Source organism: Stutzerimonas zhaodongensis (assembly GCF_003696365.1).
Lineage (GTDB): Bacteria > Pseudomonadota > Gammaproteobacteria > Pseudomonadales > Pseudomonadaceae > Stutzerimonas > Stutzerimonas zhaodongensis.
Genome location: NZ_RFFM01000001.1, coordinates 1,381,246 through 1,397,210, shown reverse-complemented (window position 1 = coordinate 1,397,210; position 15,965 = coordinate 1,381,246). Strand labels below are relative to the sequence as shown.

Here is a 15,965-nt window from a genome sequence, read left to right as displayed (position 1 = left end):
TTTGAATAATGGCTGAAGCGATTAGCAAGGTTCCAGTACCGGTCGATGCGGACACGCCGAAGAAACCGCTGCTTGGTCTGTCTTTCCTGGAAAACCTCTCCGATATGTCGATGCTTCGGCAGATCGGCCTGCTCGTCGGGCTGGCTGCGAGCGTTGCCATCGGCTTTGCCGTCGTGCTCTGGTCCCAGCAGCCGGATTATCGTCCGTTGCTCGGCAGCCTTGCCGGGATGGATGCCGGGCAGGTGATGGAAACCCTGGCCGCGGCCGACATCTCTTACACCGTCGAGCCCACCTCCGGCGCCCTGTTGGTCAAGGCTGATGACCTTGCGCGCGCACGCTTGAAGCTCGCCAGCGCCGGCATTGGCCCGACCGACAGCAACATCGGTTTCGAAATTCTCGACAAGGAGCAGGGGCTCGGCACCAGCCAGTTCATGGAAGCCACCCGCTATCGTCGCGGTCTCGAAGGTGAATTGGGGCGTACCGTATCCAGCCTGAACAACGTCAAGGCTGCTCGGGTGCACCTGGCTATTCCGAAGAGCTCGGTATTCGTCCGTGACGAGCGCAAACCAAGTGCCTCGGTTCTTGTCGAGCTTTATCCCGGCCGCAATCTTGAGCCGAGCCAGGTGATGGCGATCATCAACCTGGTTGCCACCAGCGTTCCCGAGCTTACCAAGTCGCAGATTACTGTCGTCGATCAGAAGGGCAACCTGTTGTCCGATCAGCAGGAGTTGACCGAGCTGAGCATGGCAGGCAAGCAGTTCGACTACAGCCGTCGTATGGAGAGCCTCTATACGCAGCGTGTGCACAACATCCTGCAGCCGGTGGTTGGCAGCGGCCGTTACAAGGCTGAAGTGTCTGCCGATGTGGATTTCAGTGCGGTCGAATCCACGTCCGAAACCTTCAACCCTGATCAACCGGCTCTGCGCAGTGAACAAAGTGTCAGTGAGCAACGGCAGAGCAGCCTCGGACCGCAGGGCGTGCCTGGCGCGCTGAGCAACCAGCCTCCGGGGCCCGCTGCTGCACCCGAGAACGCCATTGCAGGTGCGGCTGGAGCAGCTGGTGCCATCGCTCCCGGGCAGCCCCTGCTCGATGCCAACGGCCAGCAGGTGATGGATCCGGCGACTGGCCAGCCAATGCTGGCGCCATATCCCGCCGACAAGCGTGAGCAGGCAACGCGTAACTATGAATTGGACCGCTCGATCAGCTACACCAAACAGCAGCAAGGGCGTCTGCGCCGTTTGTCGGTCGCGGTGGTACTCGACGATCAGATGACTGTCTCTGCTGATGGGCAAGCTACACGGGTGCCGCGTACCGCCGAAGAATTGGCGCGCTTTACACGCCTGGTGCAGGACGCCGTCGGTTTCGACGCTAGCCGTGGCGACAGCGTCAGTGTGATCAACGCGCCGTTCGCGCCTGATACGTTTAACGAGGCCTTCGCCGACGTACCCTTCTACTCAGAGCCTTGGTTCTGGGACATCGTCAAACAGGTACTCGGTGTACTGTTCATCCTGGTACTGGTGTTCGGCGTGCTGCGGCCGGTGCTGAACAACCTGACCAACGCTGGCAAGAGCAAAGAGCTGGAAGCGGTCAACGACGACGCTGACCTGGGCGACATGGAAGGTATTGACGGTGCGCTTAGCAGTGACCGTGTAAGCCTGAGCGGGCCGCAGAGCATCATGCTGCCGAGCCCGACCGAGGGGTACGATGCGCAATTGAATGCCATCAAGAATCTGGTAGCTGAAGATCCGGGCCGGGTGGCTCAGGTCGTCAAAGAGTGGATCAACGCCGATGAGTGATGCACGAGTTCCCGCCAACAAGCTGAACAAGGTCGACAAAGCCGCGATCCTGCTGCTCTCGCTGGGTGAAGCCGACGCCGCGCAGGTGCTGCGTCACCTCGGCCCGAAAGAAGTACAGAAGGTCGGCACGGCGATGGCGCAATTGCGCAATGTGCAGAAGAATCAGATCGAGCAGGTGATGGGCGAGTTCGTCGAGATCGTCGGCGACCAGACCAGCCTCGGCGTCGGTTCGGATGGTTATATCCGCAAGATGCTCACTCAGGCGTTGGGCGAGGACAAGGCCGGAGGCCTGATCGATCGCATCCTGCTCGGTGGCAACACCAGTGGCCTGGACAGTTTGAAGTGGATGGAGCCGCGGGCCGTGGCCGACGTGATCCGCTACGAGCACCCGCAGATCCAGGCGATCGTGGTGGCCTATCTGGACCCCGATCAGGCTGGCGAGGTGCTCTCGCACTTCGATCACAAGGTGCGGCTCGACATCGTGCTTCGGGTATCCTCGCTCAACACCGTCCAGCCGGCGGCGCTGAAAGAGCTCAACCTGATCCTGGAAAAACAGTTCTCGGGTAACGCCAATACCACGCGGGCAACGCTGGGCGGCGTAAAGCGGGCGGCGGATATCATGAACTACCTCGACAGTTCGGTCGAAGGTCAGTTGATGGACGCGATCCGCGACGTGGACGAAGATCTGTCGTCGCAGATCGAGGACCTGATGTTCGTTTTCGACAACCTTGCCGATGTCGACGACCGGGGCATCCAGGTGCTGATGCGCGAAGTATCCTCCGATGTGCTGGTCATGGCGCTCAAAGGCGCGGACGAAGCGATCAAGGAAAAGATTTTCAAGAACATGTCCAAGCGCGCAGGAGAATTGCTGCGCGACGATCTGGAAGCGAAAGGGCCGGTGCGCATCAGCGAAGTCGAAGGCGCCCAGAAGGAAATCCTCACCATCGCCCGCCGTATGGCCGAAGCCGGAGAAATCGTGCTCGGTGGCAAGGGCGGGGAAGAAATGGTCTAGCAAGGCACTGAGAACCAATGTCCAAGGAAAATCCCAGCGATGTCATCCGCGCGAAGGACGTCAACGTCTTCGATCGCTGGGCTTTGCCGAGCTTCGATCTCCATGGTGTGGAGCCGGACGAACTGGAAACGGTGGAACAACCGAGCGCCGAGGACGAGCTCTCACGTAGCGAGGACGTGCCGTTCGAGGAAGTCAAACCGCTGACGCTCGATGAGCTCGAGGCGATCCGTCAGGAGGCTTATAACGAAGGTTTCAGTACCGGCGAGAAGGATGGCTTTCATGCTGGGCAAATAAAGGCACGCCAGGAAGCCGACGCTGCACTCGCGCCGAAGCTGTCCAATCTGGAGCACCTGATGGCGCAGCTACTCGAACCTATCGCTGATCAGGATCGTAACCTCGAACATGCCATGGTCACGCTTGTCAGCCAATTGGCGCGCGAGGTCATCCAGCGCGACCTGCTGATCGATTCCAGCCAGATCAGAGAGGTGCTGCGCGAGGCACTGAAGCTGTTGCCCATGGGCGCCAGCAACGTGCGCATCCATATCAATCCCCAGGACTTCGAGCTGGTCAAAGCGCTGCGCGAACGTCATGAGGAAAACTGGAAGATTCTCGAAGACAGCGATCTGCTGCCAGGCGGCTGCCGGGTCGAGACCGAGCAGAGCCGTATCGACGCCAGTGTCGAAACACGTCTTAGCCAAGCCATAAACCAGTTGTTCGAGCAGCAGCGTGAGAATGCTACCAGCCCGCCGGAGGCCGACCTGCATCTCGAGTTGGATTCGGACCTGGAGACCCCCGATGCGCCTTGAACGCACCAGTTTCGCCAAGCGCTTCGGCACCTATGGCGATGCAATCAAGCTGCCCAGCCAGCCGATCCTCGAGGGTCGGCTGTTGCGTATGGTCGGCCTGACGCTCGAGGCCGAAGGGTTGCGTGCTGCGGTCGGTAGTCGGTGCCTGGTGATCAACGAGGACAACTATCACCCGACCCAGGTCGAAGCGGAAGTGATGGGCTTCTCGGGCGGTAAGTTGTATCTCATGCCGGTCGGCAGCCTTGCAGGCATCGCGCCGGGTGCCAGGGTCGTGCCACTGGCCAACACCGGTCGCCTGCCAATGGGGACCTCCATGCTGGGGCGCGTACTGGATGGGGCTGGCCGGGCGCTGGACGGCAAGGGCGGCATGAAAGCCGAAGACTGGGTGCCCATGGACGGCCCCGTTATCAACCCGCTGAAGCGCCATCCCATCAGCGTTCCGCTGGACGTGGGCATTCGCAGCATCAACGGTTTGCTGACGGTTGGCCGCGGTCAGCGTCTAGGCCTGTTCGCCGGCACCGGTGTGGGTAAATCGGTCCTGCTCGGGATGATGACGCGCTTCACCGAGGCCGACATCATTGTGGTCGGGCTGATCGGTGAGCGTGGCAGGGAGGTGAAGGAGTTCATAGAGAACATCCTCACCGAAGAAAGTATCAAGCGTTCGGTCGTCGTCGCATCGCCGGCAGACGATGCCCCGCTGATGCGCTTGCGTGCGGCCATGTACTGCACCCGTATCGCCGAATACTTCCGCGACAAGGGTAAGAACGTCCTGCTACTGATGGACTCGCTGACGCGCTTCGCCCAGGCCCAGCGCGAAATCGCCCTGGCCATCGGCGAGCCGCCGGCCACCAAGGGCTATCCACCATCAGTGTTCGCCAAGCTTCCAAGCCTGGTGGAGCGTGCTGGCAATGCGGAGGAGGGCGGCGGATCGATCACTGCGTTCTACACCGTTCTGTCCGAAGGTGATGATCAGCAGGATCCGATCGCTGATGCCGCGCGTGGTGTGCTTGACGGGCACTTTGTGTTGTCCCGCCGCTTGGCTGAGGAAGGGCATTACCCGGCCATCGACATCGAGGCCTCGATCAGCCGGGTCATGCCGCAGGTGGTCAGTGCCGAACATATGCGCAACGCGCAACGCTTCAAGCAGCTCTGGTCGCGGTTTCAGCAGAGCCGCGACCTGATCAGCGTCGGTGCTTATGTACCCGGCGGTGACCCCGAGACTGACCTCGCCATCGCCCGGCAGGCTGAAATGGTCCGCTATCTACGGCAGGGGTTGAACGAGGCTGAGGATCTGTCGCAGAGCGAAGCTTCGCTGATGAACGTATTCAACCCCAAGGCCGCGAGCTAACCCGTGGCGGCGAGCCGCGCGGCGCGCCTGGCGCCGGTGATCGACATGGCCGAGCGAGCCGAGCGCGAAGCCGCTAGATTGTTTGGTCAAGGGCAGACGCAGCTGGCTCAGGCCGAAGCCAAGCTCGGCGAGTTGCAGCAATACTTCGGTGACTATCAGCAGCAATGGATGACCCAGGGCAGCCTGGGCGTGTCCGGACAGTGGCTGCTCAATTACCAACGCTTCCTCTCTCAACTGGAATCGGCCATTGGGCAACAACAGCGCAGTGTGGATTGGCACAGCAACAATCTCGATAAGCTCAGAGAGCAATGGCAACAGCGTCGCGCGCGGCTCGATGGGCTAAGAAAGCTGGTTGATCGGTACTTGCAGGAAGCAAGAACGGCGGCAGACAAGCGCGAGCAGAAATTGCTCGACGAATTCTCGCAGCGCCTGGCAGGCAGGCCGAAACAGGAATGATGCTTGCTGCGCCGGGTTTTGAATGCTAAATCTTCATGCAGCTCGTGCGCTGCAAGACGCCTGCTCATCTGAAAGCAGGCGCGTTTTTTACGCTGCGTCATTCGGCGATGCGCCACCGCTGGTCAGCAGCAGGGCAGCCACCGTAACCGCTTTGGATCAGGAGTTTTAAATGACCATCAGTTCACAGCTATCGGCAGATGGACAGGAGCTGACGATTACCATCCAGGGGCGCTTTGATTTCAATACCCATCAAGCTTTCCGCGACGCTTATCAGCGCGCTGGTGACGCCCCGCGCCGTTATGTGGTCGACCTCAGTGGTGCAACCTATCTCGACAGTTCAGCGCTTGGCATGTTGTTGCTCCTGCGTGATCACGCGGGCAGCGATAAAGCCGATATTCGCTTGATCAACTGCAACCCCGACGTTCGCAAGGTGCTATCGGTTTCCAATTTTGAACAACTGTTCTCGATAGCGTGATGCCCGGCCGGCTGTCCATACTCATCGCCGAGGATGGTGCGGCCGACCGCATGCTGCTGGCCGCCATCGTCAGCCGTCAGGGTCATCGGGTATCGACGGCAGCAAATGGTGCCGAGGCTGTACGTCTATTCGAGAGCGAGCGGCCCCAGCTGGTATTGATGGATGCATTGATGCCGGTGATGGACGGCTTCGATGCGGCGAGAGAGATCAAACGGCTGGCCGGCAACGAGCTGGTACCCATCATCTTCCTGACCTCCCTGACGGAAAACCAGGCGCTGGTACGTTGTCTCGAAGCGGGGGGCGATGACTTCATTGCCAAGCCCTACAACCCGATCATTCTTGAAGCGAAGATCCAGGCCATGCACCGCCTGCGTCGCCTGCAGGCGACGGTGCTCGAGCAACGCGATCTGATCGCCAGGCGCAACCAGCAATTGATTGACGAGCAGCGAGCTGCCAAGGCGATCTTCGACAAGGTTGCCCATGCGGGTTGCCTGAATGCCCCTAACATCCGCTACCGCCAATCGCCGCGCGCGCTGTTCAACGGTGATCTGTTATTGGCTGCACACGCGCCTGCAGGTCGGATGTTCGTGCTGTTGGGCGACTTCACCGGTCATGGATTACCGGCCGCAATTGGTGCCATGCCGTTGGCCGAAACCTTTTACGGGATGACTGCAAAGGGCTATTCCAGCAATGAAATCCTTCGCGAGATCAACGCCAAGTTAAAGCTGATCCTGCCGGTGGAGATGTTCTGCTGCGCCACTTTGCTGGATATCAACCTCGAACAAGGCATCTTGCGTGCGTGGAACGGCGGCTTGCCGGACGGCTACCTGCTCAAGGCCGATGGCGGGCGGCTGCCGCTGCGCTCCAGATTCCTGCCGTTGGGCGTGCGCGATGTCTCTTCATTCGATGACAGCTTCGAGACATTGCCTATAACGCAGGGCGACCGTTTGCTGCTGATGTCGGACGGGGTGCTGGAAAGCTTCAATGCCGACAACGAGCTCTTTGGCGAGCAACGATTGCTCGCCGTCATGGATGCAAATAGCGACCCCTCGGCATTGTTTGACGAGATTGAGGAAGCGCTCCATGCGTTTCACGGTCAAACCCTTGACGACCTCAGTCTGGTCGAAGTCAGTCTGACCACCGATGAACAGGTACTTACCTACCCGCAGCTCAATACGTATCCAACCAACGCCCGGGACCTCAACGCACGGGACTGGACGACCCGGATCGAGCTACGTCCCGCTAGTCTGCGCATGGCCAATCCTTTGCCGATGACCATGCAGCTACTGTTGAAGATCGCACCGCTTCGAGGGCGGGCAGGGATCATCTATACGGTGCTCAGTGAGCTCTATGCCAACGCGCTCGAGCACGGTGTGCTGCTGCTCGATTCGGCCCAGAAGAGCGACGCTGAGGGGTTCGCCCGGTACTACGAGGAGCGCCAGCGCCGGTTGAGTGGGCTCAGTGACGGCTTCGTTTCCATCGAGCTGAGCGTCAAGTCGGACGGGCCTACTGGCTACCTGCGCATCGGTGTGCGCGACAGCGGCCCGGGGTTCGATGTGCAGAGCGCATTGAACAAGCAGTACTGCGCCGAGTGCCTTGGTGGCCGGGGCCTTCGCATGATTCGCCAACTGAGTGAGCGCTTCTACTGGACGCCGGACGGGAAAGTGCTGAACGTGGAGTTCCACTGGGGCAGTCATGCATAATCCGCCGTTTTCAGCCGGGAGCGTTTCCGTGGCCGATCATCTCGACAGCAATGTGCTGGCGACGCTTCAAGAGGTGATGGAGTCAGAGTACCCGGTGCTTCTGGATACATTTCTCCTTGATTCTGAAGAGCGGTTGCGCCTGCTGCAGAATGCCTGTCAGAACGGCGAGGCGGAAAAGTTGCGCCAAGCGGCCCACAGCTTCAAGGGAAGTTGCAGCAATATGGGCGCAACGCTGCTGGCGGATCTTTGTCGCCAGATGGAAGAAACCGCTCGCCGTGAACGCCTGGATGAAGCTGCCGGACTGATCGAGCGCATAGAGCGTGAGTTCGCCATCGTACGCATTCTCTATCGCGCTGAACGCCAGCGCTGGAGCGCATCGGGCTGATCGCTGCCGGGCAGCCCGCCCATGCATCTCTAGCCTGGCTGCCACATGAAGTGCAGCGGCTTATAACTTTCGCTCTGATGGCCTGGACTTTGCTTGGGGATAAGCACGTTCCCATTCTCAGCGGAAAGATCCATGGCCGTTTCCCCCGATCTGTTGCTCAATATCAAGGCCCCGACGGCTGCCGCCAAGGCAGCGAACGCCGGTCCCAAATCCACCTCTCAGTCCAGTAATGATGGGGCCTCCAGCTTTGCTAACGTCTATGCAAAGGAGCGCCAGGGCAAGCCTGCTGAAGCTCAAGGTGCCCAGTCCAAGACAAGCCGGGACAAGCCAGTTGGCGAAAAACCGAGTCAGGAAACCGACAAGGCAAGCGGCAGCGGCAAGCCAGTTGCAGGCGAGCCCGGCAAGGATTTGCCCGTCGAAGCGGAGGCGGCAGATGCCGAGCTCGAAAGCCCCGAGGTCGAGCTTGATCCATTGTTGTTGTTCGGCATGGGCGGGTTGAGCGAAGCCGGCAATGACGTTCCGGCCGATACCGCTCCGCCTACTGGTGACGCGTTTCTGACAGCCCTGGCACAGCCACAGCCACAGTTGACAGCTGAGGGAGATCTCGAAGGCGAGAGCGAGCCGCAGCTGTCTGGGCAGCAAAAACTCGACATGCAATTGGTAGCGCAGAAGACTCCACTTGCAAATCAGCTCGTGCCTGAAGAAGCATCTCTGGAAACCCAGGAGACGCTCCCGGCCAGCCTTCTGGGTGAGGAGCCGGGCGAGGATTCGGACGAAAGCAAACTTGAAGAAGGCTTCGGTGAGCTGCTCGATAAACTTGATGTACCCAAGGAGAGCCGCACCAGTGCCGCCGATGCTGCGATCAACCGGCTCAATCCGCTGACTCAGGCCATCGCCCAGCAAAATCAGGCGCAGCAGATTCACAAGCCGCCCATGGTTCCCGGGCAGCCTGTGCAAATGCAGCAATCCGGCTGGACCGAGGCTGTGGTCGATCGGGTGATGTGGCTATCCAGCCAGAACCTCAAGTCTGCCGAGATTCAGCTCGATCCCGCCGAACTCGGCCGCATGGAAGTGCGTATCGAGATGAACAAGGATCAGACTCAGGTAACCTTCATGAGCCCACATGCGAACGTGCGCGATGCGCTCGAAGGCCAGATGCAGCGTCTGCGCGACAGCTTTGCGCAGCAGGGCATGAGCATGGACGTGAACGTTTCCGATCAGTCACGAGGCTGGAATGGAGAGGGCAGCGAACCGCGTAGTCGGGGCGTCGCCGGCGGCACGGTCGCAGGGGATGAGGAAGTCGTTCAAGGGGCGGTGGAGATAAACACCGGACGCATGGGTGGCGATCGCGGTCTGGTGGATTACTACGCCTGATTTCCGACTGGCTGGCCAGAACCGGGCTTCGTGCCCGGTTTTTTTTGCGGCAGCGCCGTCGGGCTGGGACTATTCGTCTGCTAAACGGCTGCTGCCTGCAGCAATCGTTTACGTCGATCTTGCCCTGGTCGATACTTTGGCACAGCAGTTGCTCGATGTGAGTGATAACCCTTGGGATGACGGATATTTGGCATGGCAAAGAAACAGGGACCTCCAGACGTAGCGAGTCCCGGCGCCGAGGGCGGTGGGAAGGGCAAGCTCAAGCTGATCATCTTTATCGTCATCGGCCTGTTACTGGCCATCGGATTGTCGGTTGGCGGGACCTTCTACTTCATGTCACGCGGGGGCGAGAAACCCGCGGCTGACGAGGCAGCTGCAACGCCGGCTGCACCTCAGCGGCAGGCTGCCATCTATGAAGTCCTGGCACCGGCCTTCATCGTGAATTTTGCCAATGCCGGCGGCCGTCAGCGCTACATGCAGGTCAGCGTGGCGCTCATGTCACGTGATCAGGCAGCACTCGACGGGCTGAAGGAACACATGCCGTTGTTGCGCAATCAACTGGTTATGCTGTTTTCCAGCCAGGAGTTCGCCAGCCTGGCAACGCCGGTCGGTCAGGAGATGCTCCGCCAGCAGGCAACGGCTAGTGTCCAGGAGCTGGCGCAAAAGGAACTCGGCAAGCTTGCGATAGAGCAAGTACTGTTCACCAACTTCGTATTGCAATAGGGGTCGTTGTAGATGGCTGTTCAAGACCTGCTCTCGCAAGACGAGATCGACGCGCTCCTGCATGGAGTCGACGACGGTCTGGTCGATACCGAAAGCGATTCCGAACCGGGCAGCATCAAGAGTTACGACCTGACCAGCCAGGACCGGATCGTCCGCGGGCGGATGCCCACGCTGGAGATGGTCAACGAGCGTTTTGCCCGTTACACCCGCATCAGCATGTTCAACCTCCTGCGCCGCTCCGCTGATGTTTCGGTGGGAGGCGTGCAGGTGATGAAGTTCGGTGAGTACGTGCATTCGCTGTATGTACCCACGAGCCTCAACCTGGTCAAAATCAAGCCGCTCCGCGGCACATCGCTGTTCATCCTCGATGCCAAACTGGTGTTCAAGCTGGTAGACAACTTCTTTGGTGGCGACGGTCGCCACGCCAAGATCGAAGGTCGAGAGTTCACACCCACCGAGCTGCGCGTTGTGCGCATGGTGCTGGATCAGGCATTCATCGATCTGAAGGAAGCCTGGCATGCGGTGCTAGACGTCAACTTCGAGTACGTGCATTCGGAAGTGAACCCTGCACTGGCCAATATCGTCAGCCCTAGCGAAGTGGTGGTGGTGTCCACTTTCCACATCGAGCTGGAAAGCGGTGGCGGCGATTTCCATGTGACGATGCCGTACTCGATGATTGAGCCCATCCGCGAGATGCTCGACGCCGGCTTCCAGTCAGACGTCAGCGATCAGGACGAGCGCTGGGTCAACGCGTTGCGTGAGGACGTGCTGGACGTGAAAGTTCCGCTCAGCTCGACCGTCGTGCGGCGTCAGCTCAAGTTGCGCGACATCCTTAACATGCAGCCGGGTGATGTGATCCCGGTGGAGATGCCCGAAGACATGATCATGCGCGCCAACGGCATGCCGACCTTCAAGGTCAAGTTGGGCGCGCACAAGGGCAACCTGGCCCTGCAGGTGCTCGAGTCGGTCATGCGACCTCGTTGATTCAGCCAATATTCAATTACCAGCCGGTCGAGGATTAGCGATGGCAGACGATTACGAAAACACATCCCCAGAAGAGCAGGCGCTGGCCGATGAATGGGCTTCGGCACTGGCCGAGGCGGGCGACACCAGTCAGGACGACATCGACGCCTTGTTGAATCAGGGGCCGGCCTCGGCACCATCGCCGCCACGTGCGCCGCTGGAAGAGTTTGGCAGCAGCCCGCGGGGCGCTCCCCTGCAGGCCGGTCTCGAAGGCCCGAATCTGGACGTGATTCTGGATATCCCGGTTTCGATCTCGATGGAGGTCGGCAGTACCGAGATCAGCATCCGCAACCTCCTGCAGCTCAATCAGGGCTCGGTGGTCGAGCTTGACCGTCTGGCTGGCGAACCGCTCGATGTTCTGGTCAACGGGACCTTGATCGCGCACGGCGAAGTGGTGGTGGTGAACGAGAAGTTCGGCATTCGTTTGACGGACGTGATCAGTCCGAGCGAACGCATCAAGAAGTTGCGCTGAGATGCGAATCCTGGCTTTCCTATCGCCATTGCTGGCTTTGCCGGCAATGGCGGCCGAACCGGCGGCAAGCATGAACAGCACCGGAATGGGCACGCAGATGACCAAGCTGCTATTTGGCCTGTTGCTGGTGATCGGCCTGATTTTTCTGCTGGCTTGGTTGTTGCGACGGATGCAGCAGATCAACCCCCGCAGCAACCAGGCAATCAAGCTGATTTCCAGTCATGCATTGGGTCCGCGCGAGCGGCTGGTCCTGGTGCAGGTCGGCAGTGAACAAGTCCTGCTAGGGCTGAGTGCTGGCCGCATCGCCCCGTTGCATGTGCTCAAGGAGCCGGTTCATCTGCCGGACGCCGAACCCGCCAATCCGGAATTTGCCCAGCGCCTGATGGAGTTGCTTGGCAGGGATCAGAAGGACAAGCCCTGATGCTTCGATTGTTGTTGGCGGTCCTTCTGGTGTTGGCCGCCCCGTTCGCCGTGGGGCAGGACGCAGGCGGCCTGCTCATGCAGGGCGACAATCCTCTGTCGATCCCTGCGATCACCTTGAGTACCGACGCCGAAGGTCAGCAGGAATACTCGGTCAGCCTGCAGATCCTGTTGATCATGACGGCGCTGAGCTTCATTCCGGCGTTCGTCATGCTGATGACCAGCTTCACGCGAATCATCATCGTGTTTTCCATCCTTCGGCAGGCGCTGGGTCTGCAGCAGACCCCGTCGAACCAGATTCTTGTCGGCCTGACCATTTTCCTGACGCTGTTCATCATGGCGCCCGTGTTCGAACGTATCAACAATGAGGCCGTCCAGCCTTATCTGAACGAGCAACTGTCAGCGCCAGATGCAATCGCGCGCGCTGAGGTCCCGCTGAAGAATTTCATGCTCGCCCAGACCCGCGAGAGCGACCTGGAACTGTTCGTCCGGCTGTCTCGCCGCACCGATATCATGACGCCGGATGCAGCGCCGCTGACCATTCTGGTTCCTGCCTTCGTTACATCTGAGCTGAAGACTGCTTTTCAGATCGGCTTCATGATCTTCATTCCGTTCCTGATCATCGACATGGTGGTGGCCAGCGTTCTGATGGCCATGGGCATGATGATGCTTTCGCCATTGATCATTTCACTGCCGTTCAAAATCATGTTGTTCGTGCTGGTCGATGGCTGGGGTTTGATCATCGGTACGCTCGCCAGCAGTTTTGGCACGCTCTAGCGGCTGAAGGGAGACACGCATGACACCCGAAGTCGCGGTTGATCTGTTCCGTGAGGCCCTGTGGATGACGGCCATGATCGTCGGAATCCTGGTGGTGCCGAGCTTGCTGGTGGGGTTGGTGGTAGCGATGTTTCAGGCGGCTACGCAGATCAACGAACAGACTCTGAGTTTCCTGCCGCGTCTTTTGGTGATGCTGGTGACGCTGATCTGGGCCGGCCCCTGGCTGGTCCGCGAGCTGATGGAGTACACCGAAGGCCTGATCCAGAACATTCCGATGATCATCGGTTAACGACGATGGCCCATTCTTCGCGCGAGGCGTGCGCCAGTGCTTGAGCTCAGCGATGCGCAGATCGGGGCCTGGGTCGCGCAGTTTCTGCTGCCCTTGTTCCGCATCGCCGCGCTGCTGATGAGCATGCCCATCATCGGAACCCAGCTGGTGCCGATGCGCATTCGCCTTTATCTGGCGGTCGCCATCTCAGTGGTGCTGGTCCCTGGGTTGCCGCCGGTACCGGTCGTGGAGGCGCTGAGCGCACAGGCGCTGGTGCTGATCGCCGAACAGATCCTGATTGGCGTGATGCTGGGCTTCGTGCTGCAGCTGTTCTTTCAGGTCTTCATCGTATCCGGGCAGCTGCTTGCCATGCAGATGGGCTTGGGCTTCGCATCAATGGTAGACCCGGCCAATGGCGTCTCGGTCCCGGTGATCGGCCAGTTCTTCAACATGCTGGTGATCCTGCTGTTTTTCGCCATCAACGGGCATCTCGTGGTTCTGGAGATTCTCACCGAGAGCTTCATTACGCTGCCGATTGGCGGCTGGCTGGTCGGCACCAATCATTTCTGGGAGGTCGCCGGCAAACTCGGTTGGGTGCTGGGTGCAGGTCTGCTGCTGGTACTGCCTGCGATCACCGCGTTGCTGGTGGTCAACCTTGCCTTCGGTTTGATGACACGTGCTGCGCCGCAGTTGAACATCTTCTCGATTGGCTTTCCGCTCACGCTGGTGCTTGGATTGATCATTGTCTGGATAGGGATGGCCGACATCCTTGCGCAGTACCAGACTTTCGTCAGCGAAGCGCTGGCAATGCTCCGCGAACTGATAGGTCTGCGCTGATGCATAACCTTTCCTTACTGTTGCCGGAGGCTCTCCATGGCTGAAAGCGAAAGTGGCGCCGATAAAAGCGAGGAACCCACCGAGAAACGTATTCGGGAATCGCGTGAGAAGGGCCAGCTGGCCCGCTCCAAGGAGCTGAATACGGTGGCGGTAACGCTCGGTGGCATCGGCGGTTTGCTGGCCTCTGGCGGCAGCCTGGCTGGAAGCCTGATGGCTATCATGCAGGGCGGCTTCGAGCTCAGCCGTGAAACCGTGCTGGACGAGTCGGCCATGGTACGTCTACTGATGAGCAGCGGCATGATCGCGCTGGAAGCCATCATGCCACTGCTCATCGTGCTGTTGATCGTGTCCATCATCGGCCCGATATCTCTGGGCGGCTGGCTGTTTTCGGCAAAGTCCATGGCCCCCAAGGCCAGTCGCATGAATCCCGGCCCCGGCCTCAAACGGATGTTCTCCACCAAGGCGCTAGTGGAACTGCTGAAGGCTTTGGGCAAGTTCCTGGTGGTGCTGGCGGTGGCGTTGGCGGTTCTCAGCGCCTATCAGGACGATCTGCTGTCGATTGCCAAACAGCCCCTTGATCTTGCCATCATGCACAGCGCCGAAGTGGTGGGCTGGTGCGCGCTCTGGATGGCCTGTGGGCTGATTCTAATCGCTGTTGTAGATGTCCCTTTCCAGCTATGGGACAACAAGCAGAAGATGATGATGACCAAGCAGGAGGTACGCGACGAATACAAGGACAGCGAGGGCAAACCCGAGGTCAAATCGCGTATTCGACAACTGCAGCGTGACGCGGCTCAGCGTCGGATGATGCAGGCCGTGCCAGAGGCCGACGTGGTCATCACCAACCCGACCCACTTCGCCGTGGCGCTCAAGTACGACGGCAGCAAGGGCGGCGCGCCTATGCTGGTGGCCAAGGGTGGAGACTTCGTTGCCTTGAAGATCCGCGAAATCGCTAACGAGCATCGCGTTACCGTCCTTGAATCCCCGGCGCTGGCACGGGCGGTGTACTACTCAACCGAGCTTGATCGGGAAATTCCTGCGGGGCTCTATCTGGCGGTGGCTCAGGTGCTGGCCTACGTGTATCAACTTCGCCAGTATCGAAGCGGTAAAGGTAAGCGGCCTGACCCGCTGAACAATCTGCCGATCCCGCCAGACCTTCGCCGGGATGAATAAGCGGGCTTCGCCAAGGCGGGCAAACCTACGGCCGATGGCGCGATGTGAGCGGTCTCAGAAGAGAGCGACAGGGCAGGGCGGATGAGATCCGCTTCCATGAGACGATAGGGCGGTAGAACTCACCTCGCGGCATTGCGATTTGCCGCGCTGCGAGCTCGCCCGCCCTGGCTTGCAGGAATGCTGGAAATCTATTCGATCAGACCACAAGCAACCCGAGCGCCCCCGCCACCGAGCGGTTCAGGGTGATCGGAATGGTTGTCGCCGCCCTTGTGAACCATCAATGCCAGGCCCTTGATATCGCCCAGGCTCTTCAAGCGTGGCGCCAGAACCGGCTGTGTGGCTTTGCCGTCGCTGCCGACCATGAGCGCGGGAAGGTCGCCCAGATGGCCGTCGCCCCAGGGTTCGCCGTGCTTGCCAGTGTTCTTCGGATCCCAATGTCCGCCTGCCGCGCCCGCAGGGACTGGCTGACCGTCCTTCTCTTCGGGTTCACAGCTGCCCTTGGCATGAATATGAAATCCATGAGTGCCAGGCTCCAGGCCAGACAGCTCTGGGCGGAAAACCAGCCCGTATTCGTTCGTTTCGATCTTGACCGTGCCAACGGAATTGCCAACGCCCTGGGCGTTCACTGAATTGACCTTCACGTTCAGCGTTTCCGCCTGTACGCCAAGTACCGTGCAGCCGGCGATTGCCGCGATGATCCACTGTTTCATGGGTAACTCCTGTGACTGTCCATGGCGGTCGCACCGCCAGATGAGTCGCCTCGCGATTTTGCCGTGACGACGACGCACTCCGTGAGACTGCCGAGGGTGCCGTCGGTTCGGATTCGCGCGCATCCACACCGGTCTACCTCGCTGGCCTCGCTTGCTTCGCAAAGTTGGACCCCTTCTTGCTATAACCCGGACAGGACGCGTTTTGCG

18 protein-coding genes are annotated in these 15,965 nt (G+C 59.9%); 17 read left to right on the top strand and 1 reads right to left on the bottom strand.

The window, feature by feature from the left end; genetic code table 11:
• The first annotated feature begins 8 nt into the window (after positions 1-8).
• From fliF to flhB, 17 genes are all read left to right on the top strand, one after another.
• Positions 9-1,796, top strand: a complete 1,788-nt coding sequence (gene fliF / locus EA797_RS06415) for a flagellar basal-body MS-ring/collar protein FliF (protein ID WP_122164292.1) — start codon at positions 9-11, stop codon at positions 1,794-1,796.
• Positions 1,789-2,808 carry a flagellar motor switch protein FliG gene (fliG, locus tag EA797_RS06410; RefSeq protein ID WP_122164291.1) on the top strand — a complete coding sequence of 340 codons (1,020 nt, stop codon included), beginning with the start codon at positions 1,789-1,791 and terminating at the stop codon, positions 2,806-2,808. Before fliF ends, fliG begins: the two co-directional genes overlap by 8 nt.
• Positions 2,809-2,825: 17 nt before the next feature.
• Positions 2,826-3,614 carry a flagellar assembly protein FliH gene (gene fliH, locus EA797_RS06405; RefSeq protein WP_122164290.1) on the top strand — a complete coding sequence of 263 codons (789 nt, stop codon included), beginning with the start codon at positions 2,826-2,828 and terminating at the stop codon, positions 3,612-3,614.
• Positions 3,604-4,962 carry a flagellar protein export ATPase FliI gene (gene fliI, locus EA797_RS06400; RefSeq protein ID WP_122164289.1) on the top strand — a complete coding sequence of 453 codons (1,359 nt, stop codon included), beginning with the start codon at positions 3,604-3,606 and terminating at the stop codon, positions 4,960-4,962. Before fliH ends, fliI begins: the two co-directional genes overlap by 11 nt.
• Before the next feature lie 3 nt (positions 4,963-4,965).
• The gene (gene fliJ / locus EA797_RS06395; RefSeq protein ID WP_122164288.1) at positions 4,966-5,418 is read left to right on the top strand and encodes a flagellar export protein FliJ; all 453 of its coding nucleotides are present in this window, start codon (positions 4,966-4,968) and stop codon (positions 5,416-5,418) included.
• Between the two features lie 169 nt (positions 5,419-5,587).
• Positions 5,588-5,893 carry an STAS domain-containing protein gene (locus EA797_RS06390; protein WP_122164287.1) on the top strand — a complete coding sequence of 102 codons (306 nt, stop codon included), beginning with the start codon at positions 5,588-5,590 and terminating at the stop codon, positions 5,891-5,893.
• On the top strand, positions 5,893-7,596 hold the full coding sequence (locus EA797_RS06385) for an ATP-binding SpoIIE family protein phosphatase (RefSeq protein WP_122164286.1): 1,704 nt from the start codon (positions 5,893-5,895) through the stop codon (positions 7,594-7,596). The genes EA797_RS06390 and EA797_RS06385 overlap by 1 nt, the downstream gene beginning before the upstream one ends.
• A complete protein-coding gene (locus EA797_RS06380; RefSeq protein ID WP_122164285.1) occupies positions 7,589-7,981 on the top strand; it encodes an Hpt domain-containing protein in 393 nt (130 codons plus the stop codon). The genes EA797_RS06385 and EA797_RS06380 overlap by 8 nt, the downstream gene beginning before the upstream one ends.
• 132 nt (positions 7,982-8,113) lie before the next feature.
• Positions 8,114-9,355 carry a flagellar hook-length control protein FliK gene (locus EA797_RS06375; protein ID WP_122164284.1) on the top strand — a complete coding sequence of 414 codons (1,242 nt, stop codon included), beginning with the start codon at positions 8,114-8,116 and terminating at the stop codon, positions 9,353-9,355.
• A 192-nt stretch (positions 9,356-9,547) separates the two neighbouring features.
• Entirely contained in the window at positions 9,548-10,078 is a 531-nt protein-coding gene (gene fliL, locus EA797_RS06370; protein WP_122164283.1) for a flagellar basal body-associated protein FliL, read from the top strand.
• A gap of 12 nt (positions 10,079-10,090) precedes the next feature.
• Positions 10,091-11,062 (top strand): flagellar motor switch protein FliM, encoded by a 972-nt coding sequence (fliM, locus tag EA797_RS06365; protein WP_122164282.1) that lies wholly within the window; start codon positions 10,091-10,093, stop codon positions 11,060-11,062.
• 40 nt (positions 11,063-11,102) lie between these two features.
• Positions 11,103-11,573 carry a flagellar motor switch protein FliN gene (gene fliN / locus EA797_RS06360; RefSeq protein ID WP_122164281.1) on the top strand — a complete coding sequence of 157 codons (471 nt, stop codon included), beginning with the start codon at positions 11,103-11,105 and terminating at the stop codon, positions 11,571-11,573.
• A 1-nt stretch (position 11,574) separates the two neighbouring features.
• Entirely contained in the window at positions 11,575-11,994 is a 420-nt protein-coding gene (fliO, locus tag EA797_RS06355) for a flagellar biosynthetic protein FliO (RefSeq protein ID WP_122164280.1), read from the top strand.
• A complete protein-coding gene (gene fliP / locus EA797_RS06350; RefSeq protein ID WP_122164279.1) occupies positions 11,994-12,770 on the top strand; it encodes a flagellar type III secretion system pore protein FliP in 777 nt (258 codons plus the stop codon). Before fliO ends, fliP begins: the two co-directional genes overlap by 1 nt.
• A 19-nt stretch (positions 12,771-12,789) precedes the next feature.
• Entirely contained in the window at positions 12,790-13,059 is a 270-nt protein-coding gene (gene fliQ / locus EA797_RS06345; protein WP_122164278.1) for a flagellar biosynthesis protein FliQ, read from the top strand.
• A 36-nt stretch (positions 13,060-13,095) separates the two neighbouring features.
• Entirely contained in the window at positions 13,096-13,875 is a 780-nt protein-coding gene (fliR, locus tag EA797_RS06340) for a flagellar biosynthetic protein FliR (RefSeq protein ID WP_122164277.1), read from the top strand.
• A gap of 36 nt (positions 13,876-13,911) precedes the next feature.
• Entirely contained in the window at positions 13,912-15,048 is a 1,137-nt protein-coding gene (flhB, locus tag EA797_RS06335; RefSeq protein WP_122164276.1) for a flagellar biosynthesis protein FlhB, read from the top strand.
• Between the two features lie 188 nt (positions 15,049-15,236).
• Here the strand turns inward: flhB and sodC are convergent, their stop codons facing one another.
• Positions 15,237-15,758 (bottom strand): superoxide dismutase family protein, encoded by a 522-nt coding sequence (gene sodC / locus EA797_RS06330; RefSeq protein WP_122164275.1) that lies wholly within the window; start codon positions 15,756-15,758, stop codon positions 15,237-15,239.
• Positions 15,759-15,965 lie beyond the last annotated feature (207 nt).

Bases quoted from the DNA above. Each gene is read 5' to 3' on its own strand.
- fliN (WP_122164281.1), top strand. From the start codon at position 11,103: ATGGCAGACGATTACGAAAACACATCCCCAGAAGAGCAGGCGCTGGCC.
- fliG (WP_122164291.1), top strand. From the start codon at position 1,789: ATGAGTGATGCACGAGTTCCCGCCAACAAGCTGAACAAGGTCGACAAA.
- fliQ (WP_122164278.1), top strand. From the start codon at position 12,790: ATGACACCCGAAGTCGCGGTTGATCTGTTCCGTGAGGCCCTGTGGATG.
- EA797_RS06375 (WP_122164284.1), top strand. From the start codon at position 8,114: ATGGCCGTTTCCCCCGATCTGTTGCTCAATATCAAGGCCCCGACGGCT.
- flhB (WP_122164276.1), top strand. From the start codon at position 13,912: ATGGCTGAAAGCGAAAGTGGCGCCGATAAAAGCGAGGAACCCACCGAG.
- EA797_RS06380 (WP_122164285.1), top strand. From the start codon at position 7,589: ATGCATAATCCGCCGTTTTCAGCCGGGAGCGTTTCCGTGGCCGATCAT.
- fliP (WP_122164279.1), top strand. From the start codon at position 11,994: ATGCTTCGATTGTTGTTGGCGGTCCTTCTGGTGTTGGCCGCCCCGTTC.
- sodC (WP_122164275.1), bottom strand. From the start codon at position 15,758: ATGAAACAGTGGATCATCGCGGCAATCGCCGGCTGCACGGTACTTGGC.
- EA797_RS06385 (WP_122164286.1), top strand. From the start codon at position 5,893: ATGCCCGGCCGGCTGTCCATACTCATCGCCGAGGATGGTGCGGCCGAC.
- fliM (WP_122164282.1), top strand. From the start codon at position 10,091: ATGGCTGTTCAAGACCTGCTCTCGCAAGACGAGATCGACGCGCTCCTG.
- fliL (WP_122164283.1), top strand. From the start codon at position 9,548: ATGGCAAAGAAACAGGGACCTCCAGACGTAGCGAGTCCCGGCGCCGAG.
- fliI (WP_122164289.1), top strand. From the start codon at position 3,604: ATGCGCCTTGAACGCACCAGTTTCGCCAAGCGCTTCGGCACCTATGGC.
- EA797_RS06390 (WP_122164287.1), top strand. From the start codon at position 5,588: ATGACCATCAGTTCACAGCTATCGGCAGATGGACAGGAGCTGACGATT.
- fliF (WP_122164292.1), top strand. From the start codon at position 9: ATGGCTGAAGCGATTAGCAAGGTTCCAGTACCGGTCGATGCGGACACG.
- fliO (WP_122164280.1), top strand. From the start codon at position 11,575: ATGCGAATCCTGGCTTTCCTATCGCCATTGCTGGCTTTGCCGGCAATG.
- fliH (WP_122164290.1), top strand. From the start codon at position 2,826: ATGTCCAAGGAAAATCCCAGCGATGTCATCCGCGCGAAGGACGTCAAC.